Origin of the sequence: Serratia sp. CC22-02, from assembly GCF_900182895.1 — a bacterium.
GTDB classification, from domain to species: Bacteria; Pseudomonadota; Gammaproteobacteria; order Enterobacterales; family Enterobacteriaceae; genus Serratia; species Serratia nevei.
Window position 1 is genome coordinate 594,570 of record NZ_FXUD01000001.1, and the last position, 25,367, is coordinate 619,936.

General features: G+C 57.6%; 34 protein-coding genes and 1 riboswitch. Of the genes, 12 read left to right on the forward strand and 22 right to left on the reverse strand.

Going from position 1 to position 25,367, the window contains the following annotated elements; translation table 11 throughout:
• Positions 1-13: 13 nt before the first annotated feature.
• From QOL81_RS02855 to mntP, 3 genes are all read left to right on the forward strand, one after another.
• The gene (locus QOL81_RS02855) at positions 14-856 is read left to right on the forward strand and encodes a PTS mannose transporter subunit IID (RefSeq protein WP_033634889.1); all 843 of its coding nucleotides are present in this window, start codon (positions 14-16) and stop codon (positions 854-856) included.
• Between the two features lie 54 nt (positions 857-910).
• Positions 911-1,369, forward strand: coding sequence for a DUF986 family protein (locus tag QOL81_RS02860; RefSeq protein WP_159318113.1), 459 nt, complete (start codon positions 911-913; stop codon positions 1,367-1,369).
• A gap of 218 nt (positions 1,370-1,587) precedes the next feature.
• Positions 1,588-1,771: riboswitch (yybP-ykoY riboswitch) on the forward strand.
• Positions 1,772-1,782: 11 nt separating this feature from the next.
• Complete coding sequence (gene mntP / locus QOL81_RS02865) at positions 1,783-2,352, forward strand: manganese efflux pump MntP (protein WP_004927615.1); 570 nt, start codon at positions 1,783-1,785, stop codon at positions 2,350-2,352.
• Positions 2,353-2,416: 64 nt separating this feature from the next.
• Here the strand turns inward: mntP and rlmA are convergent, their stop codons facing one another.
• Complete coding sequence (gene rlmA / locus QOL81_RS02870; RefSeq protein WP_084827685.1) at positions 2,417-3,235, reverse strand: 23S rRNA (guanine(745)-N(1))-methyltransferase; 819 nt, start codon at positions 3,233-3,235, stop codon at positions 2,417-2,419.
• 161 nt (positions 3,236-3,396) lie between these two features.
• Between rlmA and QOL81_RS02875 the strand changes: the two genes are divergently transcribed.
• Positions 3,397-4,113, forward strand: coding sequence for a purine nucleoside phosphorylase YfiH/LACC1 family protein (locus QOL81_RS02875; RefSeq protein WP_283439647.1), 717 nt, complete (start codon positions 3,397-3,399; stop codon positions 4,111-4,113).
• 52 nt (positions 4,114-4,165) lie between these two features.
• Here the strand turns inward: QOL81_RS02875 and cspE are convergent, their stop codons facing one another.
• The 4 genes from cspE to QOL81_RS02895 form a co-directional block, all read right to left on the reverse strand.
• Entirely contained in the window at positions 4,166-4,375 is a 210-nt protein-coding gene (gene cspE / locus QOL81_RS02880; protein WP_002221949.1) for a transcription antiterminator/RNA stability regulator CspE, read from the reverse strand.
• 41 nt (positions 4,376-4,416) lie between these two features.
• Positions 4,417-4,533, reverse strand: a complete 117-nt coding sequence (locus QOL81_RS02885) for a DUF2627 domain-containing protein (protein ID WP_002211058.1) — start codon at positions 4,531-4,533, stop codon at positions 4,417-4,419.
• Positions 4,534-4,601: 68 nt separating this feature from the next.
• Complete coding sequence (locus tag QOL81_RS02890; RefSeq protein ID WP_154618193.1) at positions 4,602-4,769, reverse strand: hypothetical protein; 168 nt, start codon at positions 4,767-4,769, stop codon at positions 4,602-4,604.
• Between the two features lie 446 nt (positions 4,770-5,215).
• Entirely contained in the window at positions 5,216-6,250 is a 1,035-nt protein-coding gene (locus tag QOL81_RS02895; protein WP_283439648.1) for an MBL fold metallo-hydrolase, read from the reverse strand.
• A 222-nt stretch (positions 6,251-6,472) separates the two neighbouring features.
• Here QOL81_RS02895 and QOL81_RS02900 point away from each other — a divergent pair, with 222 nt between their 5' ends.
• Positions 6,473-6,763 carry a hypothetical protein gene (locus tag QOL81_RS02900; RefSeq protein WP_044031054.1) on the forward strand — a complete coding sequence of 97 codons (291 nt, stop codon included), beginning with the start codon at positions 6,473-6,475 and terminating at the stop codon, positions 6,761-6,763.
• A 47-nt stretch (positions 6,764-6,810) separates the two neighbouring features.
• Here QOL81_RS02900 and QOL81_RS02905 read toward each other — a convergent pair whose 3' ends face one another.
• The 3 genes from QOL81_RS02905 to QOL81_RS02915 all read right to left on the reverse strand — a co-directional run bounded on the left by QOL81_RS02905 (position 6,811) and on the right by QOL81_RS02915 (position 8,961).
• Entirely contained in the window at positions 6,811-8,172 is a 1,362-nt protein-coding gene (locus QOL81_RS02905; RefSeq protein WP_038877059.1) for an amino acid permease, read from the reverse strand.
• A gap of 175 nt (positions 8,173-8,347) precedes the next feature.
• On the reverse strand, positions 8,348-8,584 hold the full coding sequence (locus QOL81_RS02910) for a DUF4060 family protein (protein WP_004927680.1): 237 nt from the start codon (positions 8,582-8,584) through the stop codon (positions 8,348-8,350).
• A 74-nt stretch (positions 8,585-8,658) separates the two neighbouring features.
• The gene (locus tag QOL81_RS02915) at positions 8,659-8,961 is read right to left on the reverse strand and encodes a phage protein NinX family protein (RefSeq protein WP_038877055.1); all 303 of its coding nucleotides are present in this window, start codon (positions 8,959-8,961) and stop codon (positions 8,659-8,661) included.
• 170 nt (positions 8,962-9,131) lie between these two features.
• On the opposite strand from QOL81_RS02915, the gene fos reads away from it, so the two are divergent.
• Entirely contained in the window at positions 9,132-9,539 is a 408-nt protein-coding gene (gene fos / locus QOL81_RS02920) for a fosfomycin resistance glutathione transferase (RefSeq protein ID WP_038877053.1), read from the forward strand.
• Between the two features lie 39 nt (positions 9,540-9,578).
• On the opposite strand, the gene QOL81_RS02925 is transcribed toward fos, so the two are convergent.
• Together QOL81_RS02925 and mgrB are read right to left on the reverse strand one after the other, a co-directional pair.
• Positions 9,579-9,857, reverse strand: coding sequence for a YebO family protein (locus tag QOL81_RS02925; protein ID WP_060423990.1), 279 nt, complete (start codon positions 9,855-9,857; stop codon positions 9,579-9,581).
• 81 nt (positions 9,858-9,938) lie between these two features.
• Positions 9,939-10,082, reverse strand: a complete 144-nt coding sequence (gene mgrB / locus QOL81_RS02930) for a PhoP/PhoQ regulatory lipoprotein MgrB (protein ID WP_016927395.1) — start codon at positions 10,080-10,082, stop codon at positions 9,939-9,941.
• A gap of 176 nt (positions 10,083-10,258) precedes the next feature.
• Here mgrB and QOL81_RS02935 point away from each other — a divergent pair, with 176 nt between their 5' ends.
• The gene (locus tag QOL81_RS02935) at positions 10,259-10,492 is read left to right on the forward strand and encodes a YobH family protein (protein WP_038877047.1); all 234 of its coding nucleotides are present in this window, start codon (positions 10,259-10,261) and stop codon (positions 10,490-10,492) included.
• Between the two features lie 40 nt (positions 10,493-10,532).
• On the opposite strand, the gene QOL81_RS02940 is transcribed toward QOL81_RS02935, so the two are convergent.
• Complete coding sequence (locus QOL81_RS02940) at positions 10,533-10,772, reverse strand: DUF2766 family protein (RefSeq protein WP_025303170.1); 240 nt, start codon at positions 10,770-10,772, stop codon at positions 10,533-10,535.
• Between the two features lie 183 nt (positions 10,773-10,955).
• On the opposite strand from QOL81_RS02940, the gene QOL81_RS02945 reads away from it, so the two are divergent.
• The gene (locus tag QOL81_RS02945) at positions 10,956-11,168 is read left to right on the forward strand and encodes a YccJ family protein (RefSeq protein WP_004927694.1); all 213 of its coding nucleotides are present in this window, start codon (positions 10,956-10,958) and stop codon (positions 11,166-11,168) included.
• 447 nt (positions 11,169-11,615) lie between these two features.
• Positions 11,616-12,002 (forward strand): helix-turn-helix domain-containing protein, encoded by a 387-nt coding sequence (locus QOL81_RS02950; RefSeq protein WP_004927697.1) that lies wholly within the window; start codon positions 11,616-11,618, stop codon positions 12,000-12,002.
• Positions 12,003-12,023: 21 nt separating this feature from the next.
• Here QOL81_RS02950 and QOL81_RS02955 read toward each other — a convergent pair whose 3' ends face one another.
• The 5 genes from QOL81_RS02955 to lysM all read right to left on the reverse strand — a co-directional run bounded on the left by QOL81_RS02955 (position 12,024) and on the right by lysM (position 14,908).
• The gene (locus QOL81_RS02955) at positions 12,024-12,371 is read right to left on the reverse strand and encodes a DUF1304 domain-containing protein (protein ID WP_283439741.1); all 348 of its coding nucleotides are present in this window, start codon (positions 12,369-12,371) and stop codon (positions 12,024-12,026) included.
• A gap of 433 nt (positions 12,372-12,804) precedes the next feature.
• Complete coding sequence (locus QOL81_RS02960) at positions 12,805-13,746, reverse strand: pirin family protein (RefSeq protein WP_060423995.1); 942 nt, start codon at positions 13,744-13,746, stop codon at positions 12,805-12,807.
• A 107-nt stretch (positions 13,747-13,853) separates the two neighbouring features.
• Entirely contained in the window at positions 13,854-14,018 is a 165-nt protein-coding gene (locus QOL81_RS02965; protein ID WP_164491940.1) for a hypothetical protein, read from the reverse strand.
• A 23-nt stretch (positions 14,019-14,041) separates the two neighbouring features.
• Positions 14,042-14,197, reverse strand: a complete 156-nt coding sequence (locus QOL81_RS02970) for a hypothetical protein (RefSeq protein WP_016927390.1) — start codon at positions 14,195-14,197, stop codon at positions 14,042-14,044.
• Between the two features lie 264 nt (positions 14,198-14,461).
• Complete coding sequence (gene lysM, locus QOL81_RS02975; RefSeq protein WP_016927389.1) at positions 14,462-14,908, reverse strand: peptidoglycan-binding protein LysM; 447 nt, start codon at positions 14,906-14,908, stop codon at positions 14,462-14,464.
• A gap of 228 nt (positions 14,909-15,136) precedes the next feature.
• Here lysM and QOL81_RS02980 point away from each other — a divergent pair, with 228 nt between their 5' ends.
• Positions 15,137-15,328 (forward strand): YdfD/YebW family protein, encoded by a 192-nt coding sequence (locus tag QOL81_RS02980; protein WP_038877040.1) that lies wholly within the window; start codon positions 15,137-15,139, stop codon positions 15,326-15,328.
• A 121-nt stretch (positions 15,329-15,449) separates the two neighbouring features.
• Positions 15,450-15,674 (forward strand): biofilm development regulator YmgB/AriR family protein, encoded by a 225-nt coding sequence (locus QOL81_RS02985; protein WP_060423997.1) that lies wholly within the window; start codon positions 15,450-15,452, stop codon positions 15,672-15,674.
• 241 nt (positions 15,675-15,915) lie between these two features.
• On the opposite strand, the gene ompC is transcribed toward QOL81_RS02985, so the two are convergent.
• The 6 genes from ompC to QOL81_RS03015 all read right to left on the reverse strand — a co-directional run bounded on the left by ompC (position 15,916) and on the right by QOL81_RS03015 (position 23,727).
• On the reverse strand, positions 15,916-16,998 hold the full coding sequence (ompC, locus tag QOL81_RS02990; RefSeq protein ID WP_084827681.1) for a porin OmpC: 1,083 nt from the start codon (positions 16,996-16,998) through the stop codon (positions 15,916-15,918).
• Positions 16,999-17,566: 568 nt separating this feature from the next.
• Entirely contained in the window at positions 17,567-18,550 is a 984-nt protein-coding gene (gene astE / locus QOL81_RS02995; protein WP_060424002.1) for a succinylglutamate desuccinylase, read from the reverse strand.
• A gap of 10 nt (positions 18,551-18,560) precedes the next feature.
• A complete protein-coding gene (gene astB, locus QOL81_RS03000; RefSeq protein WP_070914722.1) occupies positions 18,561-19,901 on the reverse strand; it encodes an N-succinylarginine dihydrolase in 1,341 nt (446 codons plus the stop codon).
• A gap of 52 nt (positions 19,902-19,953) precedes the next feature.
• Positions 19,954-21,426 (reverse strand): succinylglutamate-semialdehyde dehydrogenase, encoded by a 1,473-nt coding sequence (gene astD, locus QOL81_RS03005; protein WP_283439742.1) that lies wholly within the window; start codon positions 21,424-21,426, stop codon positions 19,954-19,956.
• Positions 21,426-22,460: an arginine N-succinyltransferase gene (gene astA / locus QOL81_RS03010; RefSeq protein WP_038877029.1), complete on the reverse strand. Its 1,035-nt coding sequence runs from the start codon at positions 22,458-22,460 to the stop codon at positions 21,426-21,428. The genes astD and astA overlap by 1 nt, the downstream gene beginning before the upstream one ends.
• 52 nt (positions 22,461-22,512) lie before the next feature.
• Positions 22,513-23,727, reverse strand: a complete 1,215-nt coding sequence (locus QOL81_RS03015; protein ID WP_060424005.1) for an aspartate aminotransferase family protein — start codon at positions 23,725-23,727, stop codon at positions 22,513-22,515.
• Between the two features lie 665 nt (positions 23,728-24,392).
• Here QOL81_RS03015 and QOL81_RS03020 point away from each other — a divergent pair.
• On the forward strand, positions 24,393-25,367 hold the full coding sequence (locus tag QOL81_RS03020) for an alpha/beta hydrolase (protein WP_100395664.1): 975 nt from the start codon (positions 24,393-24,395) through the stop codon (positions 25,365-25,367).

Below are 25,367 nucleotides of genomic sequence, written 5' to 3' on the forward strand. Positions count from 1 at the left end.
ATAGGTGAGAGAAATGGTTGATACAACTGCTCAAAAGAAACTCACGCCGGCCGATATTCGCGGCGTATTCCTGCGCTCCAACCTGTTCCAGGGGTCGTGGAACTTCGAGCGCATGCAGGCGCTGGGTTTTTGCTTCTCGATGGTACCGGTGATCCGTCGCCTGTATCCGGAAAACAATGACGATCGCAAACAGGCGATCAAGCGCCACCTCGAGTTCTTCAACACCCACCCTTACGTGGCGGCGCCGGTGCTCGGCGTGACCATGGCGATGGAAGAGCAACGCGCCAACGGCGCGCCGATCGACGACGGTGCGATCAACGGCATCAAGGTCGGTCTGATGGGGCCATTGGCGGGCGTCGGTGACCCGATTTTCTGGGGCACCGTGCGGCCGGTGTTCGCCGCGCTCGGCGCCGGCATCGCCATGAGTGGCAGCCTGCTCGGGCCGATCCTGTTCTTCGTGCTGTTCAACCTGGTGCGCCTGCTGACCCGCTACTACGGCGTGGCCTACGGTTACCGTAAAGGGGTGGATATCGTCAACGACATGGGCGGCGGCTTCCTGCAAAAACTGACGGAAGGGGCGTCCATTCTCGGCCTGTTTGTTATGGGCGCCTTGGTCAACAAGTGGACGCACGTGAATATCCCGCTGGTGGTGTCCAAGATCACCGACCAGACCGGGCATACCAACGTCACCACGGTGCAGACCATCCTCGACCAGCTGATGCCGGGCCTGGTGCCACTGCTGTTGACCTTCGCCTGTATGTGGCTGCTGCGCAAAAAAGTCAATGCGCTGTGGATCATCATCGGCTTCTTCGTCATCGGCATCTTTGGCTATTGGATTGGCCTGCTGGGCCTGTAATCGTTCGAATCGGCCGGGGGGCAACCCCCGGCTTTTTTATGTGTGGAGCAAGAGATGTCACTGACCGACGCCGTACTGATGCTGTTTATCGCCCTGCTGTTGCTGTATTCGCTGTACGACGAATTCGGCATGGACCTGCTGAAAGGTAAAACGCGGCTGAAAGTGGCGCTCAAACGCCGCCATCGCCTCGACAGCCTGATTTTCGTCGGCCTGATCGCCATTCTGATTTACCGCAACGTCACCACCAACGGTGCGGTATTAACCACCTATTTGCTTATTTCTTTGGCGCTGCTCGCGATCTATATCTCTTATATTCGCGCCCCCAAGATGGTGTTTAAAGCACACGGATTTTTCTTCGCCAATGTGTTTGTCGAATATAACCGCATTAAAGCCATGAATTTATCGGAGGATGGCATTCTGGCCGTCGACCTGGAACAGCGCCGGCTGTTGGTTCAGGTGACGCACTTGGATGACCTGGAGAAGATTTACCACTTTTTCATTGATAATCAATAGATAAAGAAAAACTCATTTTACTTTCGCTCAAACCTTGCGCTGCTTGTGGATAATTAATCGGCAGCGCCATTTTCACTCTGACTATTATTTCCGCAACATTGTTACCCACGTCTACATTATATTCCCGCATGAACTTAGATTAATGAAAACGAGTCTCAATTAAGAGCGAACATGACTCTAGAATAAAGTTGTCGATGGCAGAAATAATATGGTATGGTTGCGCCGTCATTGGGGAGTAGCCGGTTTCTGGAGAATAAAACGCCAGAAACGCCCGTATCAACATACTCGTTTCGCCGTATGAAACGTGGTGCGGGCAGCCAGGTAAGGTTGGCGAGACCATAGACACGTAACTCCGTCGTTTGGTTGGGGGTGGGTTACGTGTATATGGAGCCACCCGGCCGAGGCTATTTCACATGAACCTTTCAGCAACACTCATTCTCGCTTTTGGCATGTCCATGGATGCTTTCGCCGCGTCGATCGGCAAAGGTGCCAGCCTGCATCAACCCCGTTTCCGCGAAGCGATCCGCACCGGCCTGATCTTCGGCGTGGTCGAAGCGATCACCCCGCTCATCGGTTGGGCCATCGGTCTGTTCGCCAGCCAATACATCATGGAATGGGACCACTGGGTCGCCTTCTCCCTGCTGTTCATTCTCGGCATGCGCATGATCGTCGAAGGGGTGCGCAACAGGCCCGATGAGGAAGAGAAGGTCAAACGCCACGGCTTCTGGATCTTGGTGGCCACCGCTATCGCAACCAGCCTCGACGCGATGGCTATCGGCGTCGGCCTGGCCTTCCTGCAGGTGAATATCGTGCATACCGCCATGGCCATCGGCTGCGCCACCATGATCATGGCGACGCTGGGCATGATGATTGGCCGCTTTATCGGCCCGCTGCTGGGCAAACGCGCCGAGATCCTCGGCGGCGTGGTGCTGATCGGTATCGGCGTCAACATTCTGCTGGAGCACCTCGGCTACCTGGCCTGAGGCGCTCACTCTGCAAAAAAACCTGCCGCGGCAGGTTTTTTTGTTTCTGGGCTCGGTGCGCCTGTTAAGCGCGGCGTCGGTACAGCGCCAACGCGAAATCCGTTTCGCACACGAACTCGCCGCCATGCGCCAGTCGCTGCTGCACCTCCGGCGTAGCACGCCAGGCGAACGGTGTCATCTGCAGCAGGTTGGCGGCCTGAGCACCCGGCAGGGTCATCGTATAGGCCAACGCCTCTTTACGCTCGCACTCGAAACCGTCGAACTGTTCGTCCTGCTCGGCATGCAGCTGCACCTGCTGGTAGACCTGCTCTTTCAGCTGGTACAGATGACGCGGGCCCGGCGAAACCGTCACCACCACGCCACCCGGCTTCACCACCCGCGCCAGCTCCTCTGCCTTGCAAGGCGCATAAATGCGCAAGACCGCATCCAGCGCCGCGTCAGCGAACGGCAGACGGTGGCTGGAGGCGACGCAGAACGAGACCGCAGGATAACGTTTGGCGGCGTAGCGGATCGCTACCTTGGCGACGTCCAGCCCATAGACCGCCATATTGCGCGCCTGCGCCAGCCGTGCGGCCACGGCGGCGGTGTAATACCCTTCCCCACAGCCTATGTCCAACAACGCGCCTGCATCGGCCGCCAGCGCCAAATCCAGCCACTCGGCCACCTGCTGCTGCAGCGGTTGATAATAACCGCCGTCGAGAAACGCGCGCCGTGCCTGCATCATTTCCGCGCTGTCTCCCGGCTGCTTCGATCGTTTGTGCTGCACCGGCAGCAGATTGACGTAGCCTTCTTTGGCTTGATCGAACTGATGATTGCCGTCGCAACGCCAGTGTTGCGATGAAAAATGCAGCGGTTGATGACACAGAGGGCATTGATAAGACATGAATGGGCTTCCAGAAAGACAGGGCGCGGCTAGTCTAAAGAAGGCGTCGGCTCGATGCAAGGCGCATCCCCGCTCGCTTTCGCCGCCAACAACGCCTGGTCAAGCGGGGAAAAAGCTGGCTACACTGAGAGTCTGTTTTCTCACGCAGGTGAAAATAACTTATGAGCGATCGTTCCGCGCTGCTCGATGCGGTGCCCCACATTCAGCACGGCTTCGGCAGCAAACTCGCGCTGCTGCCCGGGCATCTGCTGCCCTACAGCGCCACGCTACCGGAAAAGAAGCAGGTGCACGGCACCCGTATCGTCGACGTGCTGCAACCGGCGCAGGCGTGCGGCGAGGCCGATGGTTTCTATACCCGCCAGCGCGGCATTCTGCTCAGCGTACTGACGGCGGACTGTCTGCCGGTGCTGTTCAGCCGCCGCGACGGGGGCGCCATCGCCGCGGCTCATGCCGGCTGGCGCGGTTTACTGGACGGCATTCTGGAACAGATGGCAGCGCGCATTCGCCAGGACGGCGACACCGCCGATTGGGTGGCCTCTATCGGCCCTGCCGCCGGCCCGTGCTGCTACGAAGTCGATGAAGCGCTGGTGGAAAATTTTAAACAGCGCCTGCCGCTGCCCGCCACGCTGATCAGCCCACATTACCGGCATCTGGATTTGGCCGCGATTGCCGAATACAAGCTGGCGGCGCTCGGCTTCGCCGCCGTTGACCGCGCAGGCAGCTGCACCATCTGCACGCCGGACGTCGACCCACAGCGGCCACAGCGCTTCAAATACACCAGCTATCGCCGCAACAGCCACCGGCGCGCGCAGGATCCGACGCATCCGGGGATCAAAGGCCGCAACCAGTACGCCGGCATCATCATCGCCGCCGGATGACGGAAACGAAAAAGCCCGCTCGAAGGCGGGCTTTTTGTACAGCTGACGCTGATTAGATAGCAGTAACGTTTACTGCAGATGGGCCTTTCTGGCCATCTTGGATTTCGAACTCAACGTTCTGGCCTTCAGCCAGGGTTTTGAAGCCGTTACCCTGGATTGCAGAGAAGTGTACGAACACGTCTTTGCTGCCGTCAGCCGGGGTGATGAAACCGAAACCTTTAGACTCGTTGAACCACTTAACTTGACCTTTGATCTTTGCCATCTTGAGTATTTCCTTTGGATTGTTTAAACCGCCCGAGGGCGTTACATAGACAAACTAGAGTCGTTACTGCTTGAGGCACTAAGATAAGGATCGGCAGAGAAGCGGTATTCAACGCTAACGTCTTTACTCAGAACTTCTTTACTGAAAATGCCACACATATACAGAACTGTACCTCGTTTTACCCAGATGCGTTATCACATACTCTGTATGCGATGGCAAGCCATTTTTAATCACTGAACGACATGTCGCACATATTTGAAACGGTCGAGAGCCACATTTGCTTAAATAGGCCAAAAGATGTTGAAGCATCGGCTATTTTCTGCTTGCCAAACTGGCTGCGCCAGACCCCGCATTCTGATAGCGTTTTAACAAAACTTTCATCGTTTTGACGCATCTCCTTCTCGACGTTTTCGCTTTTTCGTCGCTTATAGCGTTAAAAAATTTGAATCTTTATGGAATGTCATATGCAACATTTGAATATCGATGAACGGGGGCCAATTTATTCAATGCTCCTCCGCCCCTTTACCGTCGGAAAGCGCATTCACCATCGGCCTTCAGCCCTGTCACCGCACGGCATGCGCCAGAGCGTGACGAGAGCCGGCAACCGCGCTGACACGCCGACCAACGGCTGCATAAGCATGCAACGTCCTGACGCCTCCCCCGCTGGCCGGTGGCTTCATCCTAAATAATCCGAAAACCCTAAATCTGAATAACCGGAATAACCTTATGAATAGCGAAAGTGCGGCATTGAATTAAATCCGGAAAATCGGGTGGTTATTTGAATCCCACCCCGCACTTATCAATTTTGCTAATTACTGCCACGCTTTCAAACCGTTGATCTTATTCTTTCCTCTCTACCACCGGGCGGATAGACAACGCCTGCTGCGAGTCCTGCAACGCGATGCGCTCGCCAATCTTCAGCGGATGGAATTGATGCTGTTCCAGCCCCGCCTCGCTCAGCGCCAGGTTCAGTTGCTGCGGCGGTTCGTCCAGCGATTCATCCGCCAGTTCGAATACCCCCCAATGGATGGGAATGGCTCGCGGCTGATTCAGCTCGCGATACAGCGCCACCGACTGCTGCGGATCCATATGTTGCTCCTGCATGAACCAGCGCGGCGCATAGGCGCCAATGGGCAGTGCCGCCACGTCGAACGGGCCCAACCGTTGACCGATTTCCGCCAACCGCGCCGAATAGCCGCTGTCGCCGGAAAAATAGAACCGCAGCGCCGGATGATGGATTACCCAACCGCACCACAGCGAGCGATTGCGATCCCACAACGTGCGCATGCTCCAGTGCCGCGCCGGCGTGGCATAGACCGTCAGCCCACCTAACGACAGGCTCTGCCACCAGTCCAGCTCATGCACCTTCAGCCGATAACGGCGGAACCAACGCTTCAAGCCGAGCGGCACGATAAACTCGGCCTGTGGGAAGCGCCGCGCCAGCTGCCGCACCGTGCGCCTGTCGAGATGGTCATAATGATTATGGGAGATCAGCACCGCATCCACCGCCGGCAATTGCTCCACCATCAGCGGCGCCGGCGTTCTGCGCTTCGGCCCGAAGAAGCTCAGCGGCGAGGCGCGTTCGGACAACACCGGGTCGATCAGGATATAGCGGCCACCCAGCCGCAATAGCATGGATGCATGCCCCAGCCACCAGATGCTGTCATCGCTGCCGCTGAGATCGGCGGGTTGCCACCAGCGTTCGGTAAATTGCGCGTAGCCCTGCTGCGGCGGCCTGGGCAGCCCCTGCCGCTTGCGCTCATCCTGCCAACGCTGCAGGTCGCCCTCTTGGCGCTGAGAGGGTTCCGGGTTGCGAAATCCCTCCGGCGTGTGATGCGCCTTGGCCGCATCGTAGTAACGATTGATTCTCTTCATCCAGCCCCTTCTCCTGACCGCTGCGCCCCCTGCATGGGCGTGACTTTCAGTGTAACAAACCCGACGAGACTCGCACTTCGTCAGCCGTGCGCTGCATTGCGGGACCTTTTGCCGTATGCTGTTGTCTCACTCCGGTGAGACAGCCAGGGCCGCCAAGAGCCCGTTAAGACTCTCTTAAGATCTTTGTGATTGACTTGTAGGGCATACAGAAAAGGAGAAGTTATGAGTCGTTCTACATCCCGCAAATCAGGCATCGGCCTGGGGCGCCGTATTCGCAGCGCGCTGCTGGCGCAGAAGCAATACTGGAAAATGTATTTCGCCATGAAGCTGCGCCGTCTGCGCGTACCGGCGCCACTGGTTCTGCTGGGCGGTTCGCTGCTCGGGTTTTTCATGCTGACCCTGCTGATGCTCAGCGTGGTCGCCATCGACGTGATCAGCACCCTGCTGCTGCTGTGCCGGAAACTGCTGGGGCGGGGTCACGGTGAGGGGCGCGCCTTTATGCCGCGCGGCTGACGTAGAAAAGAAGCGGAGGCGCAGACTACGCCTCCGCCGCATACCGATTAGCGCTTGGCGCCTTTACGGCGCGTCAGCATAAACCCGCACCACAGCACCGCAATCCACACCGGCATCAGCAACACCGAAATGCGGATCCCTTCGCTGAAATACATAATCACCAGAATCAGGCCGAGGAACGCCAGGCACAGGTAGTTGCCGAACGGATACCACAGCGCCTTAAAGCTGGGGATGACGCCCTGGCGATTCTTGGCGGCGCGGAATTTCAGGTGCGCCAGGCAAATCATCACCCAGTTTATCACCAACGTTGACACCACCAGCGCCATCAGCAGCTCAAACGCCTTGCCGGGCATCAGGTAGTTGATCAGCACGCCAATCGAGGTAATCAACGCCGACAGCGCGATGGACAATACCGGCACGCCGCGTTTATTCACGCGCGTCAGCGCCTGCGGCGCATTGCCCTGGCTGGCCAGCCCGAACAGCATGCGGCTGTTGGCGTAAACGCCGCTGTTGTAGACCGACAGCGCGGCGGTCAACACCACCACGTTGAGCACGGTCGCCACCAGATTGCTGTTCAGCGCATGGAAGATCAGTACGAACGGGCTACCGCCCTCCACCACTTGCCCCCACGGATAGAGCGACAGCAGCACGGTCAGCGAGCCGATATAGAAGATCAGAATGCGGTACACCACCTGATTGGTGGCTTTGGGAATGCTGCGGCGCGGATCGGCGGCTTCCGCTGCGGTGATGCCGACCATTTCCAGCCCGCCGAACGAGAACATGATGACCGCCATCGCCATCACCAGCCCGGAGAAGCCATGCGGCATAAAGCCGCCCTGCTGCCACAGGTTGGTGATGCTGGCCTGTGGCCCGCCGTTGCCACTGACCAACAGCCAGGCGCCGAACACGATCATGCCGACAATCGCCACCACTTTGATGATGGCGAACCAGAACTCGGTTTCGCCGTACAGACGCACGTTCACCAGATTAATCAGGTTGATCAGCACGAAAAACAGCGCGGCGGAGGCCCAGGTGGGGATTTCCGGCCACCAGTACTGAATGTAGATGCCGACGGCGGTCAATTCCGCCATGCCGACCAGAATGAACATTGCCCAGTAGTTCCAGCCGGAAAGGAAGCCGGCGAAGTCGCCCCAATATTTATAGGCAAAGTGGCTGAAAGATCCGGCGACCGGCTCCTCCACCACCATTTCGCCCAGCTGGCGCATGATTAAAAACGCGATAAAACCGCCGATGGCGTAGCCCAACAGCACGGCGGGGCCGGCCATTTTAATGGTTTGCGCAATGCCGAGAAATAAACCGGTACCGATGGCGCCCCCGAGGGCAATAAGCTGTATGTGTCTGTTTTTTAAACCGCGTTTTAGCGGAGTGTCCTGATGCTGACCGCCCATCTTATCCTCATATGGCGTACACCCTTGCCGTTATCGGCCAAGATTTCACCAATCAATAAATGTATCTGCGGGCGGCTTTTTAACACTTAACCCCGTGAGCATCAAGGAGAAGCGCCCCGAGACGGCGGGCCGGAGCGCGATTTTTTTACCGTGAGAAAGCGGATAAGAGCGGCGTTTAGCCGGGCATTCCGCACAGTTTGGTCAGGTTGCGCGCGCCGATCATCAGCGTGGCGACATAAGATTGGCTACGCGTGACCACTTCCACCGCCACGCGATCGTTTTGATATTTTATCAGGTAGGTCGAGGGCCAGCCCTGACGGCGCTGGCCGAAGCTTTCGGCATGACGATCGATCGCCGCATGGGCAATCACCAGATGAGACAAGTTTTTATCACCTTTGATAATGCGCTTCATAAACAGCCTCCGCCAACGACAGCTCTGTTATTAGAAAAAGGAGAAACTCTTACCAATCACCGGTATTGTTCGAATCAGTTAGCCTGCCGGCTCATCAGGAAGCAGATCATCGCCGCGCGCAGCGGGCTGACGCTGTCCGCCTGCCATTCACCGCCCTGGGTGCTCATGCGCGCCTGCCATTGCGGGCTGTCGCTTTGGTTATCGGGGTTCAGACTGATTTTGTTGGCGCAAATGATCGGCCAGGCATCGGAGGGATTCTTGCAGTAATCTTTACCTTTCACACCACCGTAGGGATACCACTTGTCCGGGTTCTCCCCGGTCAGCAGCGCGATGCTGCGGTTCACTTCGGCATCGCTTTCTTCGTACCATTTAATCATCGGCTTTATCCATCTTTCGTAAGGTTCGCGCTACATTACGATGTCTGTACGACAGTTTTATGACAGCGCCGCCGGTTTTCACATTATCTCTACTAATGCTTTGCCCCCTTTATCTTTCCTTAGCGCCTGCGTACACTTTTCCCTCTGTTCAGCGCCCAGGAAATGCATGCATGTTGACCGGCCTCAATCACCTGACGCTCGCCGTCAGCGATCTCGATCGCAGCTTCGAATTTTATCGCCATCTGTTGGGGTTTACCCCGCACGCCCGCTGGCAGGGCGGCGCTTATCTCTCGTTGGGGGCGTTGTGGCTGTGTCTGTCGCGGGATGAGGCCCGGGCGCAACAAAGCGCGCGCGATTACACCCATTACGCCTTCAGCGTAGCGCCGGAACACATTGAGCAGGTCAGCGAGCGGCTGCGCCAGAACGGCGTCAAAGAGTGGAAGAGCAATCGCAGCGAAGGCGAATCGCTCTATTTTCTCGATCCTGACGGGCACCAGTTGGAGATCCATGCCGGCGATCTGGCCAGCCGCCTGGCGGCATGCCGGGAAAAACCGTATCAGGGCATGGTGTTTTACTGAGGCGCCCCGGCGGCGCTGCCGCCGGCCGGAGCATCATGCTTAACGTTCGGGGATAAAACCTTTGAAATCCAGCGCGGGGCTGAGATCGTCGTCGTCAGCAGCATCGCCGCCATCAGCGCGTGCACGGTGCGCCAAGCGTTTCAACAGCGCCGTTTGTTGGCGTTGTTGCTCGGCAATCTCCTGCAGCAGACGAATCTGCTCGTTGGCGCGCACGCTGGCGCGGTTCACCAGAAACCAAACCCACAGCCCAACCAGCAACGCCACGGCGGCGAGGGCCAGCGACAACAGGCCGTTCTGGCCAAAACCTAAATCGTACATGGACAACCCTATCTACTGCGACATTCAGGCCGCCATCTTAACACTCGCGGCGGCCGTGCGAACATCCCTGCCAAAAATTGCTTACCAGGGCACGAAGCGCGTTACCGAGCAGATGCCCAGCGCAAAGTTTCCGCCGTCGTCGCAATAACTGTCCAGCGCCAACAGGTAGAAAAACAGGCAGGCAGCGACGGCCGTCATTATCACGAGGATTTTTTTTCGCAACAAATTTAGCAGCCTCATTGTTATCTGGGTAATCTATCGCGCATGTTATCACAGCGAAGTTAAACGAAGTTTAACTTGTCGTTTAGATTTCTGGCTATCGCCCGGTTTTCAGACTGTTACCCTTGCCGTCATGCCGTTGTCGTGGCTAGATGGGCCCTCAGGGACAATGAGGAAGCACAATGAGCAGATTGATTAAGTGGGTACTGGTGTTGGCGGTCATTTACGGCGGCTTTTTGATCTCGGGTTACGGCGTGCTGATAGGCAGCAACAAGAACGTTGGCGGGTTGGGATTGCAGTGCAAATACCTGACGGCGCGCAACGTGGCGATCGCCCAGTACGTCAATGGCGACAACGGTTTCATCGGCGTAGCCGACTGCCCGCTGTTCAAGAAAATCGAAACGGTGGTGGATTAACCGCCACCGCCCGACGCCGCCGCCCTGCGGCGGCCCCGCCTCAGCTGCGGGTGAACTTCATCTCGATCAGCGCAATCGCCTTGTCAATCGCGCGGCGAGTCACCGGATCGGCGCCTGCAGGATGCGTGGAGAAATCGATGCTTTTAAGCTGACCCGCCATCTTGTCACGCACTTCGGTAGGCGCAATCACGTCGATAACGTCCAGAATCTGTTTGATGACCAGTTGGCAAGCGACCAGATCGGAAGCCAGTTCCTGCTCGTTGCTCAGCATGTCAGACATAATAATTTTCCTCTTGATTCAAACGCCGCACAGAATAGCACGCCGCCTGCACCATTGCCCGCTCTCCCCGCCTTTTTCCCCCTTCTGCGCACCGCCGGGCAAAAGCCCGCGGCGGATTAGCCTATACTTGCAGCATGACGGTGGCAAAAACCACCCGTAAGCCACAACCAACAGGAGAAAGTTATGGCGAATCACAATGTGAAATCCTGGGCGACAGTGCGTGAAACTTCGGTGGAAATCGCCGAAGCTATTTTTGAACTGGCAGGGAACGACGAAGTGTTGGCACAGAAGATCTGGGAAGAAGGCAGCGACGAAGCGTTGGAGAAGGCCTTTGCCAAAACCACCGCCGATCAGCTTTATTGGGGAGAGGAAACCGTCGAGCGGAAAAACGTTTGAGCGGCTACGCAACAAAAAGCCCGGGTTTCTGACCCAGGCTTTCCCGATTCGCGATCGCCCCGCTCAGCGGCGTGCAATGTCTCTTGCTCTCACGGTTCTTCACCTCCCACACCTTCCGCATTTTTCATGCTCATCACCGGCATCGCCATAAAAGCGCCGACGCCCACGATTACAACCAGAGTAATAATCACTGTCATTAACATGCGATCACCCCATCAACGTTGAGTTGTTACGGCTGACTCTGTTTTGGCGGTTACTTGCTGTGGCCTTTTCCGCGTCACCCACCGCGGCGGCGACAGTCTCAGATTAGCCGTTTTTCCTTTCTACTGACAAGCTGTGGTTGAACGGTTTTTCCGAATAATTGCCCCCCGTCACCGGCGGCGTTTTTGTCCGCGGCGGCAAGTTGTGTATACTTCACCGCTATGTAGATCTCACACTGACGCACTGATGATACAAGAACACCATCTCTCATTGGTCTGCGCCCTCAGCAAATGGGTCGAAACTCACCTTGGACGAGTGATCCATCTCGAAGAGCTGGCCGAGTACTCCGGCTACTCGCTGTGGCACATGCAGAAGCTGTTCAAAGAAGCGACAGGGATTTCGCTGGGCAAATACATTCGCGAACGCCGTCTGGCCGGCGCGGTTTACCAACTGCGCAGCAGTGAAGCGTCGATCTTCGATATCGCCCTGGACTTTGGCTTCGGCTCACAGTCCCACTTCACCTACATGTTCAGAAAGCGTTTTAATATCACGCCTTATGATTTCCGTCAGGATTTGAGCGTCGATCTGCACATCGACCCGCCGTTGCACGTCATTCACCAAAAATCCGCCTGACGCCCGCCGTAAACCGGCGGGTTAACGCGCCCCCCATACCGCCAGCATCGCGATCAAGGCCGGCAGCGCCTGCACCCACAGGATCTTGCGGCTGGCGGTCAGCCCGCCGAACACCCCGGCCGCCAACACGCACCCGAGAAAGAACAGCTGCAGCGCCATGTCCTCACGCCAGTAGCCCCATGCCAGCCCCAGCGCCAGAAAACCGTTGTACAGCCCCTGATTGGCGGCCAATACCCGCGTGGCCGCGGCAAACTCCGCCGTTGTACCGAAGGCGCGTCTGCCGAGCGACGCACGCCACAGGAACATTTCCAGCACCAGGATATAAAGATGGAGCACCGCGATGAGCAACAGCAAAATATCGGCAAACAGCTTCATGAGTGTCCCTATCGCTTATTGAAGATGTCATTAAGTATAATCGCGTAGCCTCTATCGCCAGACAACGGCGATAAAAAAACCCGCCGAAGCGGGTTTATGCAGGAGTCATTTTTTGAGGTTAGTTTAATACGGCGACCAACAATGCCGCGACAGAGACCCAAAACAGCGCCGTGGCAATCACGACATGGGACAGTCTTGCACGATAGAGTACCTGGCTCATAATGACCTCACTGACATCTGACTAACGGGAGACAACCTGACTTCCTGAGGATTATCCTAAACTTCTTCTCATTGTCATTATATGCGCCAGATCACTGTTCTGCCGATAAACCTTATTCTGTGGTAAAGCTGGAGCCGCGATCACAGTAATTTCGCCTTATTAGAGCGAAATAAGCCGAATAATCGCGGCGATTATATCCTAACGCTATCAAACATCGCCCCAGGGCAGGCGCGGCGCGGTCATCCGCTCGCCGGAATAACCGCTCACCGGCGGAAAACGCGGCGCCCCTTGTTCCCAATCATGCTGGGCCCGAGTAATTTCAGCCTTGGTATGACCAACGAAATTCCACCAGATAAGAATCTCTTCGTTTAACGGCGCGCCACCAATTAATAATCCCCGGCTGCCTTTCCGTGCATTTAACTCGATAGAGTTATTCTTCATGCCCAAATAGGCAAACTCGTCAGGTGAAAAGGTTTCACCATTAAGTTCGAATTCTCCCATCAGCGGCAAGAAGCCGATTTCATAGTCATCGCGCAGCGGCAATTGCACCGTCGCCGCTTCCTGCCATTCCATATCTATGGCGATTAATGGCGAAAGGGTAAATACCGGCGAACGATAAGCGTCAAATTCGCCGACCAGCAAACGGTGATTCACGCCGTTATTCTGCCACTGCGGCAAGTCAGGATAATGATCGAAACGCGGTGCCATGTCGGCATGTTCGGCCGGCAACGCTATCCATAATTGTGCAGCATGCAATCGCCTCGGTTCGCCCACCGACTGTTCAGTATGTGCGATCCCGTGCCCAGCGGTCATCAGATTGACCTGGCCCGGACGGATCACCTGCTCGCTGCCGAGGCTGTCGCGGTGCAGCACTTCGCCTTCGATCATCCAGGTGAACGTTTGCAGACCGATGTGCGGATGTGGCCCCACATCCATGCCGGGCGAGGTACCGTTGAATACCGTCGGCCCGGCGTGATCGAGAAAGCACCAGGCACCGACGGTGCGCCTTTCCCGGGTTGGCAGCGCGCGGTTGATCGGAATGCCCCCCACTTCGGCGTTACGCACGGCAATACGCTGGATCTGGCGCACGCCGTCAACGACGGGGCACTCGCGTGAGGGTGAAGAGAGCGTAGGACGGGACTGACTCATCGCAAAGACCTCCTGAATGGCGCCGATTCGCCAAGGGATAACCGTCCCAGCTTAACACAGGACAGCTCACCTCACAGATCGGCGGCGCTCAGGCGCATTCGCGCGGATTAGGACGCTTTGATATAGCAGCTTTTGATGTCAACATCGTCGTGCGCGTGCCTGAGATCGGAGAAATAGGTCACGCCAAAGAGAATTGATACCACCAGCAGCACGGAAACCAACAGGCCGATAATCGCCAGCAGTTTGGTTTCATCATGGAGATTAGGCTCCATTTTATCTCCCCTAGTTAATCGCGTCAGGTCACCCACAGCGTGACCGCCAGCGTAAAGATAATCAGTGAGCAGGACGCCACCGCCAACACGACGATAGCAAATTGCGCATCACCCAAGGTTTCTCGATAGTTTTTATCCGTTGAGGCGTTACGCTGTTGTTTCACTAAATCGGTTTTCACTCGTTCAACTGCTGCATTGCTGTTTGGCGGGGCAAAAGGCCCCTCAGTATAAGGCGTTAACGTTGCCGCCTTGGGCGTTCCGGCCTCAACCGGGGCATGACGCTATCAACTTTCCCCATCAGGGTCAACACCGCACCTGCCGGCGAGCGAGCGGGTACACAGGGTAGATGTAACCGACATTGATATAGCAAGGGAATAAGAGACGGCGATTACAGAGGACAAAAAAAAGCCCGGTACGCAACCGGGCTCTGGCAGAGCGACAGATTATTGCGGGATACGCAATACCTGCCCCGGATAGATCTTGTCCGGGCTCGACAGCATCGGCTTGTTGGCTTCGAAAATCTTGTTGTACAGATTGGCGTTGCCGTACATCTCTTTGGAGATCGCGCTCAGCGTATCGCCCTTCTTCACGGTGTAGAAACGGCTCTCGGCGTCGGATTGCGCCACCGCCACCTTGTCTTCCACGCCGCTGATGCCGGCCACGTTGCCGATCGCCACCAGGATCTTCTCTTTCAGCTCCTGGCTGACGGCATCGCCGGTCACTACGGCTTTACCATCGACCACCTGCACATCGACTTTGTCGGTGCCTGGCAGGCCGCTCTTATCGAGATGCTCCTTGAGTTTGGCGCTTTGATCTTCGGCGGAGGCATTGCCGGTGACTGTATCCCACAGTTTTTCGCCCGCTTCTTTGACGAAGTTAAACAAGCCCATATTCACTCCTTTTGATGGTTGCACTGATGCATTGAAGTAAGGCTTGTTAAGCTTAGCATCGTCAAAAGGATATGCCATCCGCTCCCGGCGTCAGAAATGGTTAGAGAATTCCGAAAGTGCCGTCAGCGGCGTCTCGATGGCGATTTATCACGCAATGATGCTGAAAAATCGCGCTTTTTTACCTACACTGTTGCCTACAGGGCGGTTCGACGAAGGAGGCATGCAACGATGTACGCATTGGTGATGTTTGTCTGTTATCTGGATGGCGGCTGCAGTGAAATGGTGGTCGATATATTGCGCGACGAACCGCAATGCCTGATCGCGATGAAGGAACAGAACCTGCGCCACGCCGGTTGTTATCCCATGGAAGAGTTTATCGACGGCTTTTGGTTACCGGCCAGCGAATATTCGGATTTTTAACGCCTTCCCCGTCCGGTGCTGAGGAATTTCTGATTTCATCGGAAACTTCGTCTGCCTCCGAGGCTTTAGGCCGCTGTTTTGCTAAATTGCGGCTCCCGAAGAAGAGAGACAGAGAAAGGTCATGTCAGCATCAGCTCATTCCAACGAGCATTATGAAATTCTGCTGCGCAACGTCAGCCTGGCGTTGGGCGATGCGGTGTTGCAGTTAATCAAAAACCATAAAAAGGTCTCCGGCAGCAATATTCTTTCACAGTTGGTCACGGAGATAGAACGCGAGCAGGATCAGCAACGTTTCGCCGCGCTGCGTTCTGCCATCGAACTGGTGGGATTGGCGCCAAAAGGCTGAGCACCTGAAAAAACGAAGGCAGGGCTTGCGCCCTGCCTGAGGTTAATGACAAACCTGATGACATTGGCAGGTTTACCGAAGACCACATTTTAAAATAAGGAAAATCAATTCATTGATTTTCGGCTGATAACCACAAAGGAGGAAAAACCACGCTTTTTCCTCCTTTGTCATCAAGCTAAGGCAGGGCTTGCGCCCTGCCTGATTACCGATCCCGACACAGGATGAAGGTAATGATGGAAACTTAGAAGCGGTAGGTCAGGTTGACAGCAACAATGTCGTCGGTGCTCAGCTTCAGTTTGTTGTCGTCGTTCAACTGGTTGATCTTGTAGTCGACGTAGGTGTACATGTTTTTGTTGAAGTAGTAAGTCGCGCCCACTTCCACGTATTTCACCAGATCGACATCGCCAATCCCTTCAATGTCCTTGCCTTTGGACTGTACGTAGGCCACGGACGGACGCAGGCCGTTTTCGAACTGGTACTGAGCCACAACTTCGAAGTTTTGCGTTTTATTGGCGAAGCCTGAAACGCCGTTGCCGCTGATCGGCGTCATGTTGCGCGTATCGGCATACATGGCCGCCAGGTACACCTGGTTGGCGTCGTATTTGACCGCGGTGGTCCAGGCGGTGGCCTTGTCGCCTTTACCGTACTGCAGCGCTTTCTGAGCGCTGGTGCGGTTGGAGTCGGAGAACGCCGCCGCTACGCCGATGCCGCTGCCGCCGATGTCCTGATAGTCCAGAGACATGCCGTAGCCGTCGCCGTTTTGCTTGCTGACGCTGCGGCCGTCACCGTCGTTTTTACCCTGGTACTGCAACGCCAGGTTCAGGCCTTCCACCAAACCGAAGAAGTCACGGTTGCGGTAGGTTGCCAGGCCGTTGGAGCGCGCGGTCATGTAGTTGTCGGTGTAGCTGTAGGAGTCGCCGCCGAATTCCGGCAGCATGTCGGTGTAGGCTTCGGCATCGTACACCACGCCGTAGTTACGGCCGTAGTCGAACGAGCCATAGTTGGCGAACTTCAGGCCGGCGAAGCCCAGACGCGTTTTGGTGCCGGTGGTGCCCTGCGCTTCGTCGTGGTTGGAAGCAACCTGATATTCCCACTGGCCGTAACCGGTCAACTGATCGTTGATTTGGGTTTCGCCTTTAAAGCCCAGACGAACGTAAGTTTTGTCGCCGTCTTCACCCTTGTCTTTACTGAAAACGTGTTTGGCAGCAACGCGGCCGTACAGGTCGAGTTTATTGCCATCCTTATTATAGATTTCAGCCGCGTTGGCGAAGGAGGTGACCGCCCCGAGGGCGACAGCTAAGGCTAATACACTGCGTTTCATCATTTATTTTCCTAGATATTATAATTAGAACCCTGCCCGTCACGCCCAATTTATATTTTGGGCTGTGATTTTATCTTTTGGTATTTTATGAGCTCCCCTAATGCGGGGGTGATGTGACATTAGCATCATGAATCAAAACTTAAAATCAAAAAGTTCATGAAACAACGAGGAGAAAGCATGTTTATTTGTAACCAAATATTACAACAAAGGAATTGCACAACTCATTGAATATAAGAATATTTTATCACATAAGTTATAACCAAAATGGTGCAATGCACCAATGTAGTGCATTTTGGTTTCGTTTTGTGTGCTTTCTGCACGATCCCAAAGTAACAACAAAATTAGCATGGTTATTAAAAACGTTACTTATTTCACATTTTTATCTTAACAAATTCACCAGGCAATTAAGACTTTCAGCTAATCATCTGACACCGCCTTTTATTCATTCACATAAGGGAATCTCTTCGGAACGAATAAAATTCGCCTTACGCCAATTAAAATAGCGGGAAATAGCAGAATAAAATAATCAAGGGAATAACGGCGGCGCGCTGACGGCGCCGCCGTGGATAAATCAATACAGCGTAGAGCGGGGCACTTCGTTCAACAACATACCGGCGCGCAGGCCCAACGCCACATTGGGGTTAGGGAACAGTATCCACGCGCCCTCCTGGCCCACGCGATAGTCCTCCTGCGGCTGCTCGCACAGCAACATGCCCGGTTTCAGTTCGGTGAAGTTGGCCGTGTCATCGCCCAGGTGCAGCTTGAAATCTTCGCTGTGCTTGATCAACGAGTGCATCACGCGGAAAACCCGAATCTCATCGGCCGCACGCACCGGCAGGGGCCCTTCACTGACCGCCGCCCGCAGAGCGAGATCGATGGCGGCGAACTGCTGCAGATCGTTGCTGCCGAACGGCCGCGCCTTGCCCAACTCGAGCGTACAGCTCGCCGCATTGAGATGTTCGCTGGAATAATGGCTAAACGTGCCGCCCGGCGCGCTGTGTACCACCAGCGCATCCAGATCGGCCGCATCCAGCAGCTTCAACATCGGCTCGCTGTACGGGCGTTTCTGGAAAGGCAGAATGCCAAAGCGCGGCAAACGCGATTCACGGATGGCGGTGTGCAAATCGTAATGGAAACGCGCCGCCTGTTCCCCATCGAAAAAGGCGGCGAGCGCACGCTCCAGCTGCTGCGCACGCACGGTTTCGCCGCTGGCGGCGAAGTTGCGGTAGCGGCCGCCGAACATGCGGTTCATATCGCTGTGCAGATAACGCTTGCCGGCCCGCATCGCCGCCGGGTTACCCAACACCACCAACAGCCGCACCCTCAGCGGCAACCGGCCGGCCAGCAGGTCGCCGACCAGCTGATTGAGCAGTTCGATCGGCGCAGTTTCGTTGCCGTGCACCCCCGCCGACATCACCATCGCCTGGCGGTAGGGTTGCCGCGGCGTGAGCTCCAGCACCCCTTCCCCCTGCCAGCGCCAGCGCAGCTGCGGGGTTTCACCTTGCCATTCGACGGGTTCGTTCCCTTCCAGCGTCAGGGGCAGTAGATCGATCATGCCGCCTCCCTTAGCGTTGGAATGGATAGATGGAGCCGAGACCGAGGATCGACGTCAGCGAATCCAGCGCCTCGCGCCCTTCGCGCAGCAGCAGCGGATCGGCCAGATCATCCTGCGTCAGGCGATCGCGATAATGGCGGTCGACCCATTCGTTCAGCGTCGCGAACAGCCGCTCGTTCATCATCACGCGCGGGTTAACCGCCCGCAGCTCCTGCTCGTTAAGCGCTACCCGCAGCCGCAGGCAGGCCGGGCCGCCGCCGTTGCGCATGCTTTCACGCAGGTCGAACACGCGAATTTCCTCGATCGGGCCGCCGCTGCCGACCATGTCGTTGAGATAACGCCACACGCCGGCGTGCTGACGCGACTCCTCCGGCACGACGATCATCATCTTGCCGTTCGGCTTGGTAAGAATTTGGCTGTTGAACAGGTAGGTCGCCACCGCGTCCGCCACCGAGACGCGCTCCGTCGGCACTTCGATCGCCACCAGCTCGCTGTCCAGCGTCGCCATCTTGCGGCGCACTTCATCCAGCGCCTGCTGCTGGCGGTAAAACGCCTGCTGGTGGTGGAACAGCACGTTCTGGTTGCTGACCGCAATCACGTCGTTATGGAACACGCCCTGATCGATCACCGCCGGGTTTTGCTGCACGAAGACCGTATGCTGTTCGTCCAGCTGGTGCAGGCGAGCGATCGCCTCGCCGGCTTCGCGCGTCTGGCGCGCCGGATAACGCGCCGGCGCCGTTTCGCCGCCGAACTCCTGCCGACCGTAGACGAACACCTGCACGCTGCGTTTGGCATAGTCGCCGCCCAAACGGTTGTGGTTGGCCGCCCCTTCGTCACCGAACAACGCCACCTGCGGCAGTGCTTCATGGTGGGCGAAATGCCGATCGTCGCTGAACATCGCCCGCAATACGGCGGTGGTGGTTTCCGCTTCGATGGCGCGGTGGAATTTGTTATTCAGGTTGGCAGCGGTGAAATGCACCTTGCCGTCGGCGCTGTCCGCCGAGGGCGACACGGTGGCCGCATTGGCGGTCCACATGCACGACGCCGAACTGAGCGCCGACAGCAGGCGCGGTGACTGACGCATCGCCTGCGCCAGCACCGCCTCATCGCTGCCGCTGAAGCCCAGGCGACGCAGCATCGGCAAATGCGGGCGCTCCTGCGGCGGCAGTACCCCTTGCTGGAAACCGAGATCGGCCAACGCCTTCATTTTCAGCAAGCCTTGTTTCGCCGCCAGCTTCGGGTTCGATACGCTGTTTTGATGTTGCGTCGACGCCTCGTTGCCGAACGACAACCCGGCATAGTGGTGCGTCGGCCCCACTAAACCGTCGAAATTGACTTCATATCCTGACATGTTCATCCCCTGGGGATAGCGTGCGGCGACGCCGGCGCGCCGCCGCAGACGATTAACGGAACGCCAAGCCCGGCGAAAGCGTCGCCGGCAGCGACAGGCTTTCACTTTCCAGCGAAGCCATCGGCCAGGCGCAATAGTCCGCCGCATAGAAGGCGCTTGGGCGATGGTTGCCGGAGGCACCCACGCCACCGAACGGCGCCGCGCTGGACGCCCCGGTCAGCGGCTTGTTCCAGTTGACGATGCCGGCGCGCGCTTCCAGCAGCAATCGCTCGAACAGCTCGCGCTGCGGCGATACCAGCCCCACCGACAGGCCGTAGCGCGTCCGGTTGGCCAGCTGCAGCGCCTCGTCGAAATCGCGGTAACGCACGATGGTGGTCAACGGCCCGAAATACTCTTCGTCCGGTACGCCGGCCACGCCGGTCAGATCGACGATGCCCGGGCTGAGCAGCGAGCTGCCCGGCTCCAGCAGGCGCATGGTCAGCAGCGATTTGCCGCCAAGCGCCAGCAAGTGCTGCTGCGCTTTCAGCATGTTTTCCGCTGCGGCTGCCGACACCACCCCGCCCATGAACGGCTGCGGTTCGGCATCCCAGCGGCCGACCCGCAGTTCGCCCGCCACCTGGACCAGACGCGCGATAAAGGCATCGCCTTCGGCCCCCTGCTTCACCAGAATACGGCGTGAACAGGTGCAGCGTTGGCCGGCGGAGATAAACGCCGATTGGATAGCCAGGTTGACCGCCGCATCGCGATCGTCGAAACCGTCGACGATCAGCGCGTTGTTGCCGCCCATCTCCAGCGCCAGGATCTTCTCCGGCTGCCCCGCCAGTTGGCGATGCAGGTGATAGCCGGTGCCGGCGCTGCCGGTGAACAGCAGGCCGTCGATATCCGCGCTGGCCGCCAGCGCTTCGCCGGTCTCGCGGCCGCCTTGCACCAGGTTGATCACCCCGTCCGGTAGACCGGCCTGCAGCCACAGCTTGAGGGTCTCCTCGGCGGTCAGGGGCGTCAGCTCGCTCGGTTTGAATACCACGCAGTTACCGGCCAACAGCGCCGGCACGATATGGCCGTTCGGCAGATGGCCGGGGAAGTTGTAAGGCCCGAACACCGCCAGCACGCCGTGCGGACGATGGCGCAGCACCGAAGCGCCATCGGCCATCGCCGTCTGGCTAAAGCCGGTGCGCGTCTGATAGGCCTGCAGCGAAATGCCCACCTTGCCGATCATCGCCTGAATTTCGGTCAGCGTTTCCCAGCGCGGTTTGCCGGTCTCGCGGCTGATGGTTTCCGCCAGCGACTGCTTGTGTTCTTCCAGCAAGGCGGCGAAGCGTTTTACCAGCTGTTCACGCTGCTCGAACGGCGTACGTGCCCAGGCCGGGAACGCGGCACGCGCGGCTTCGCAGGCGGCGGCAACGTCATCGCCGTCGGCGGCGTTGGCTCGCCACAGCGGCTGGTTGCCGACCGGATCGGCTTTGCCGAACTCGGCGCCGCGGCCCTGCCGCCAGACGCCGTTAATCAACAGTGCTGGATGGGACATCATGCTTTCTCCTGTGCAATAAGGGGGAGCACCCGCACCGGGCTGCCCTGCTCGACGCCCAGCGCCGCGGCGGTGGCGGCGTTGATATGCAGGCGGTCGTCATACAGATCGGCATTGACCAACAGTGCGCGGTAGTTCTGATAGTTGTCGTTGGCCACCAGATGCACCGGCGCATCGGCGCGCATCGGCGTGTCATCCAGCACCACTTTCACCAGGCGGCTCTGCTTCACCGCGCGGATGTGGTCGATTTCGGCTTCCAGCGTCGGGCCACCGTCGAAGATATCGACGTAGCCCTGATAGCTCAGGCCTTCCGCCTCCAGCAAGCGGCGCGCCGGCAGGGTTTGCGGGTGCACCTCGCCGATCACCTTCTGCGCGTCTTCGGCCAGGAAATCGACATACAGCGGATGTTTCGGCATCAGCTCGGCGATAAACGCCTTCTGCCCGGTGCCGCTCAGGTAGTCCGCCTTGGCAAACTCGATGGAGAAGAAATGGTGGCCGACGCTCTCCCAGAACGGCGAACGGCCGTTTTCATCGGAGAAACCGCGCATCTCGGCGATCAGGCGCCGTGAGAAGCGCTCGCGGAACGCGGCAATAAACAGGAAACGCACCTTCGACAGCAGCTTGCCGTTCTCGCCGTGACGATAATCCGGATCGAGGAACAGCGTGCACAGCTCCGAATGGCCGGTATGGTCGTTGCTGAGGAACAGCGTCGGCACCGATTTATAGACGTTCAGCTGTTTGGAAGCGTGCACCTGCGTGCCGACGCGGAAGCTGTACCAGGGTTCCGCCAGGCCGACGGCCACTTCGATCGCACAGACACCCACCGCCTGCCGGCGCTCGCTGTCCTCCAACACGAACAAATAACACTGGTCACTTTGCGGAAGTTCGCCTTGCCAGGTTTTTAACGCCCGCTCAATGCGTGCCGACAGGGTATCTTCATTTTGCGGCAGTGAAGTGAGACCGATGCCGGATTTACCGGCAAGCGTCAGTAAATCCGCCAGATCGCGACGCTCTATAGGGCGAATAATCATCATAATGCGAACCTCTTCTGAATCAGGCTGCGCCGGTGAAGGCGCAGCCCGCTGATTAGCTGCAAATGCGCGCCACGGCGCGCGCGAATCGCGCCAGCCCCTCTTTCACATCCTGCTCAGGGATGATCAGCGACGGCGTGAAACGCACCACGTCCGGGCCGGCGATCAGCGCGATAACGCCTTCTTCATTGGCCAGCTGGGTGATCTGCTTCGCTTTGCCGGCATAGTCTTTCGTCAATTGGCAGCCGATCAGCAAACCGCCGCCGCGAATCTCGGCGAAAATCGGATACTGGCGGTTGATGTCGTTCAGCCCGTCGATAAACCACTGGTGACGCTGTTTGACGCCTTCCAGCACTTCCGGGGTGTTGATGATGGAGAACACCGCCCCCGCCACCGCCGTCGCCAGCGGGTTGCCGCCGTAGGTCGTGCCGTGGGTGCCGACGCCCAGCGTTTTCGCCAGCGCATCGGTGGTCAGCATGGCGCCGATCGGGAAGCCGCCGCCCAGCGCTTTGGCCGTGGTCAGCACATCAGGCACCACGCCGTACTGCATGTAGGCATACAGGTGGCCGGTGCGGCCGACGCCGGTCTGCACTTCGTCGAAGATCAGCAGCGCATTATGGCGATCGCACAGTTCACGCAGCCCCTGCAGGAAACTGGCTTCCGCCGGTAGCACGCCGCCTTCGCCCTGGATAGGCTCGACGATCACCGCACAGGTGCGATCGTTGATAAGCTCGGCCGCCACGGCCAGATCGTTATACGGCGTATGGGTGATGCCGCCTGGCAGCGGTGCAAAGTCCTGCGAATATTTTGGCTGGCCACCGGCGGACACCGTAAACAGCGTGCGGCCGTGGAACGCGTTGTTGAACGCCACAATCTGATCTTTACCGGCGCCGTGCTGGTCGTGCGCATGCTTGCGCGCCAGTTTCAGCGCCGCTTCGTTGGCTTCGGCGCCCGAGTTACAGAAGAACACCTTGTCGGCGAAGGTGGCGTCGATCAGCTTTTTGGCCAGGCGCAGCACCGGTTCGTTGGTATAGCCATTGCCCAGATGCCACAGTTTGCCCGCCTGCTCCACCAGCGCCGCCTTGACCGCCGGGTGCGCATGCCCCAACGCGTTAACCGCAATGCCGCCGGCGAAATCGATGTAAGACTTACCCTGCTGATCCCACACCTGCGATCCTTCTCCCCGCACCAGAATAAAATCGGCAGGGGCATAAACCGGGACCATCCAGTCATCGAAAGACTGGCGGGTAACTGCGATTGGCTGTTCCATAGTGACCTCATAATCTCAGCAAAGGCTGAATTTTGACTGTAAGGACCGCTCAAGCCCGGCTAGGCCGCCACAATGCAAAAAAACCGTTGTTCAAAACCGACTTTCCCGGCGGAGAAAATGCTGTCCCTTACCGCTGATTTAGAAACAAATCTGTTACATAAAATCGGTTTTTCACTATTTATGGCGTATATCCGGTCCCTGAGCGGGGAGTAAATGTTAACGAGCAGTTAAAATACATGTCGTTTGATAAAGAGTGTAGAGCAGCTATCGTGCCAAAACGGGATTTTTGCCGTATTTTGCTATTTTTTACGTTAAAACAACGGCTTATAATGAATATTTATTCATTTTCTATGCATTGGTAATGCATAAATTAAAAAATAAGGCCTAAAATCATCATTGCGCGCGAAATCCTATTCAATTACGAAAAACTTCAGGATTTCTGATCGGGCTCGCAAAAATAATTTCCCCCCCTTTGCTCGCTATCACGCTTTTTGCCCCCATCGGGTGCAGCGGTGCGCCAAAATTGTGCAACGCGGCAGCGACGCAGAGATCTCCCCCGCCATGCTCCCGAAACAGGGCCGCGCTGACCGTGGCTCCTGCTTTGTGCGCCAGCGTCTACACTGTGATCCTGACCGCCCCTTCTCTTCTGCGCACAAGGAGTCACCATGCCCAAGAAAACCGTCGATCTCAGCCAGCCGCACGCCCAGCACGACATCCGCGCGTTTCTCGACGCGCTGAATGCCGGCGGCGGTAAACCCATGGAACAGATGAAGCCCAAAGAGGCGCGCAGGGTCTTGGAGGACGCGCAGCGCAGCGTCGAGGTGCCGCTGCGCGAGGTCGAGATCAGCGAGAAAACCATTCACGTAGAAGGTCAGGATATTCTGTTGCAGCTGGTGCGGCCGGCCAGGGTCAAAGAGGCGTTGCCGGTATTCATGTTCTTTCACGGCGGTGGCTGGGTGCTGGGCGATTTCCCCACCCATGAACGGCTGGTGCGCGATCTGGTGCACAGCTCAGGCGCGGTGGCGGTGTTCGTCAACTATCCCCGTTCACCGGAGGTGCGCTACCCTGAGGCGATCAACCTGGCTTACGCCGCCACCGAATGGGTGGCCGAGTACGGCGAGAAGATCAACGTCGACGGTTCGCGGCTGGCGGTGGTCGGCAACAGCGCCGGCGGCAATATGGCGGCGGTGGTCAGCCTGATGGCCAAAGAGAAAGGCATACCGGCGCTGCGTTGCCAGATCCTGCTGTGGCCCGTCACCCGCGCCCAGTTTGATACCGACTCCTATCATCAGTTCGCCGAAGGCCATTTCCTGACTCGCAACATGATGAAGTGGTTTTGGGACAGTTACGCGCCCGATAAGGCGCAGCGCAAAGACATCTACGCCTCGCCACTCAACGCCACACCGGAACAGCTGCGGGGTTTGCCGCCGGCGCTGGTGCAAACCGCCGAGCTGGACGTGCTGCGCGATGAGGGCGAAGCCTACGCGCGTCTGCTCGATGCCGCCGGCGTCGAGGTCACCTCCACCCGCTATAACGGGCTGATCCACGACTACGGCCTGTTGAATCCGCTCGCCCACGTCCCGGCGGTGCATTCGGCGATCCACCAGGCCGGGCGCGCGTTGAAGCACTACCTGTCCTGA

What these genes read in the sequence shown, in the direction of transcription:
- QOL81_RS02950 (WP_004927697.1), top strand. Translation starts at nt 11,616, where the DNA reads ATGATACAAGAACACCATCTCTCATTGGTCTGCGCCCTCAGCAAATGG.
- QOL81_RS02940 (WP_025303170.1), bottom strand. Translation starts at nt 10,772, where the DNA reads ATGTCTGACATGCTGAGCAACGAGCAGGAACTGGCTTCCGATCTGGTC.
- QOL81_RS02965 (WP_164491940.1), bottom strand. Translation starts at nt 14,018, where the DNA reads ATGGAGCCTAATCTCCATGATGAAACCAAACTGCTGGCGATTATCGGC.
- QOL81_RS03015 (WP_060424005.1), bottom strand. Translation starts at nt 23,727, where the DNA reads ATGGAACAGCCAATCGCAGTTACCCGCCAGTCTTTCGATGACTGGATG.
- QOL81_RS02910 (WP_004927680.1), bottom strand. Translation starts at nt 8,584, where the DNA reads ATGAAGCGCATTATCAAAGGTGATAAAAACTTGTCTCATCTGGTGATT.
- fos (WP_038877053.1), top strand. Translation starts at nt 9,132, where the DNA reads ATGTTGACCGGCCTCAATCACCTGACGCTCGCCGTCAGCGATCTCGAT.
- mntP (WP_004927615.1), top strand. Translation starts at nt 1,783, where the DNA reads ATGAACCTTTCAGCAACACTCATTCTCGCTTTTGGCATGTCCATGGAT.
- astD (WP_283439742.1), bottom strand. Translation starts at nt 21,426, where the DNA reads ATGTCCCATCCAGCACTGTTGATTAACGGCGTCTGGCGGCAGGGCCGC.
- astE (WP_060424002.1), bottom strand. Translation starts at nt 18,550, where the DNA reads ATGATCGATCTACTGCCCCTGACGCTGGAAGGGAACGAACCCGTCGAA.
- QOL81_RS02935 (WP_038877047.1), top strand. Translation starts at nt 10,259, where the DNA reads ATGAGCAGATTGATTAAGTGGGTACTGGTGTTGGCGGTCATTTACGGC.
- cspE (WP_002221949.1), bottom strand. Translation starts at nt 4,375, where the DNA reads ATGGCAAAGATCAAAGGTCAAGTTAAGTGGTTCAACGAGTCTAAAGGT.
- lysM (WP_016927389.1), bottom strand. Translation starts at nt 14,908, where the DNA reads ATGGGCTTGTTTAACTTCGTCAAAGAAGCGGGCGAAAAACTGTGGGAT.
- QOL81_RS03020 (WP_100395664.1), top strand. Translation starts at nt 24,393, where the DNA reads ATGCCCAAGAAAACCGTCGATCTCAGCCAGCCGCACGCCCAGCACGAC.
- QOL81_RS02900 (WP_044031054.1), top strand. Translation starts at nt 6,473, where the DNA reads ATGAGTCGTTCTACATCCCGCAAATCAGGCATCGGCCTGGGGCGCCGT.
- QOL81_RS02945 (WP_004927694.1), top strand. Translation starts at nt 10,956, where the DNA reads ATGGCGAATCACAATGTGAAATCCTGGGCGACAGTGCGTGAAACTTCG.
- QOL81_RS02890 (WP_154618193.1), bottom strand. Translation starts at nt 4,769, where the DNA reads ATGCGTCAAAACGATGAAAGTTTTGTTAAAACGCTATCAGAATGCGGG.
- QOL81_RS02980 (WP_038877040.1), top strand. Translation starts at nt 15,137, where the DNA reads ATGTACGCATTGGTGATGTTTGTCTGTTATCTGGATGGCGGCTGCAGT.
- ompC (WP_084827681.1), bottom strand. Translation starts at nt 16,998, where the DNA reads ATGATGAAACGCAGTGTATTAGCCTTAGCTGTCGCCCTCGGGGCGGTC.
- QOL81_RS02885 (WP_002211058.1), bottom strand. Translation starts at nt 4,533, where the DNA reads ATGTGTGGCATTTTCAGTAAAGAAGTTCTGAGTAAAGACGTTAGCGTT.
- QOL81_RS02960 (WP_060423995.1), bottom strand. Translation starts at nt 13,746, where the DNA reads ATGAGTCAGTCCCGTCCTACGCTCTCTTCACCCTCACGCGAGTGCCCC.
- rlmA (WP_084827685.1), bottom strand. Translation starts at nt 3,235, where the DNA reads ATGTCTTATCAATGCCCTCTGTGTCATCAACCGCTGCATTTTTCATCG.
- astB (WP_070914722.1), bottom strand. Translation starts at nt 19,901, where the DNA reads ATGTCAGGATATGAAGTCAATTTCGACGGTTTAGTGGGGCCGACGCAC.
- QOL81_RS02985 (WP_060423997.1), top strand. Translation starts at nt 15,450, where the DNA reads ATGTCAGCATCAGCTCATTCCAACGAGCATTATGAAATTCTGCTGCGC.
- QOL81_RS02905 (WP_038877059.1), bottom strand. Translation starts at nt 8,172, where the DNA reads ATGGGCGGTCAGCATCAGGACACTCCGCTAAAACGCGGTTTAAAAAAC.
- QOL81_RS02895 (WP_283439648.1), bottom strand. Translation starts at nt 6,250, where the DNA reads ATGAAGAGAATCAATCGTTACTACGATGCGGCCAAGGCGCATCACACG.
- QOL81_RS02860 (WP_159318113.1), top strand. Translation starts at nt 911, where the DNA reads ATGTCACTGACCGACGCCGTACTGATGCTGTTTATCGCCCTGCTGTTG.
- QOL81_RS02915 (WP_038877055.1), bottom strand. Translation starts at nt 8,961, where the DNA reads ATGATTAAATGGTACGAAGAAAGCGATGCCGAAGTGAACCGCAGCATC.
- astA (WP_038877029.1), bottom strand. Translation starts at nt 22,460, where the DNA reads ATGATGATTATTCGCCCTATAGAGCGTCGCGATCTGGCGGATTTACTG.
- QOL81_RS02855 (WP_033634889.1), top strand. Translation starts at nt 14, where the DNA reads ATGGTTGATACAACTGCTCAAAAGAAACTCACGCCGGCCGATATTCGC.
- QOL81_RS02875 (WP_283439647.1), top strand. Translation starts at nt 3,397, where the DNA reads ATGAGCGATCGTTCCGCGCTGCTCGATGCGGTGCCCCACATTCAGCAC.
- QOL81_RS02925 (WP_060423990.1), bottom strand. Translation starts at nt 9,857, where the DNA reads ATGTACGATTTAGGTTTTGGCCAGAACGGCCTGTTGTCGCTGGCCCTC.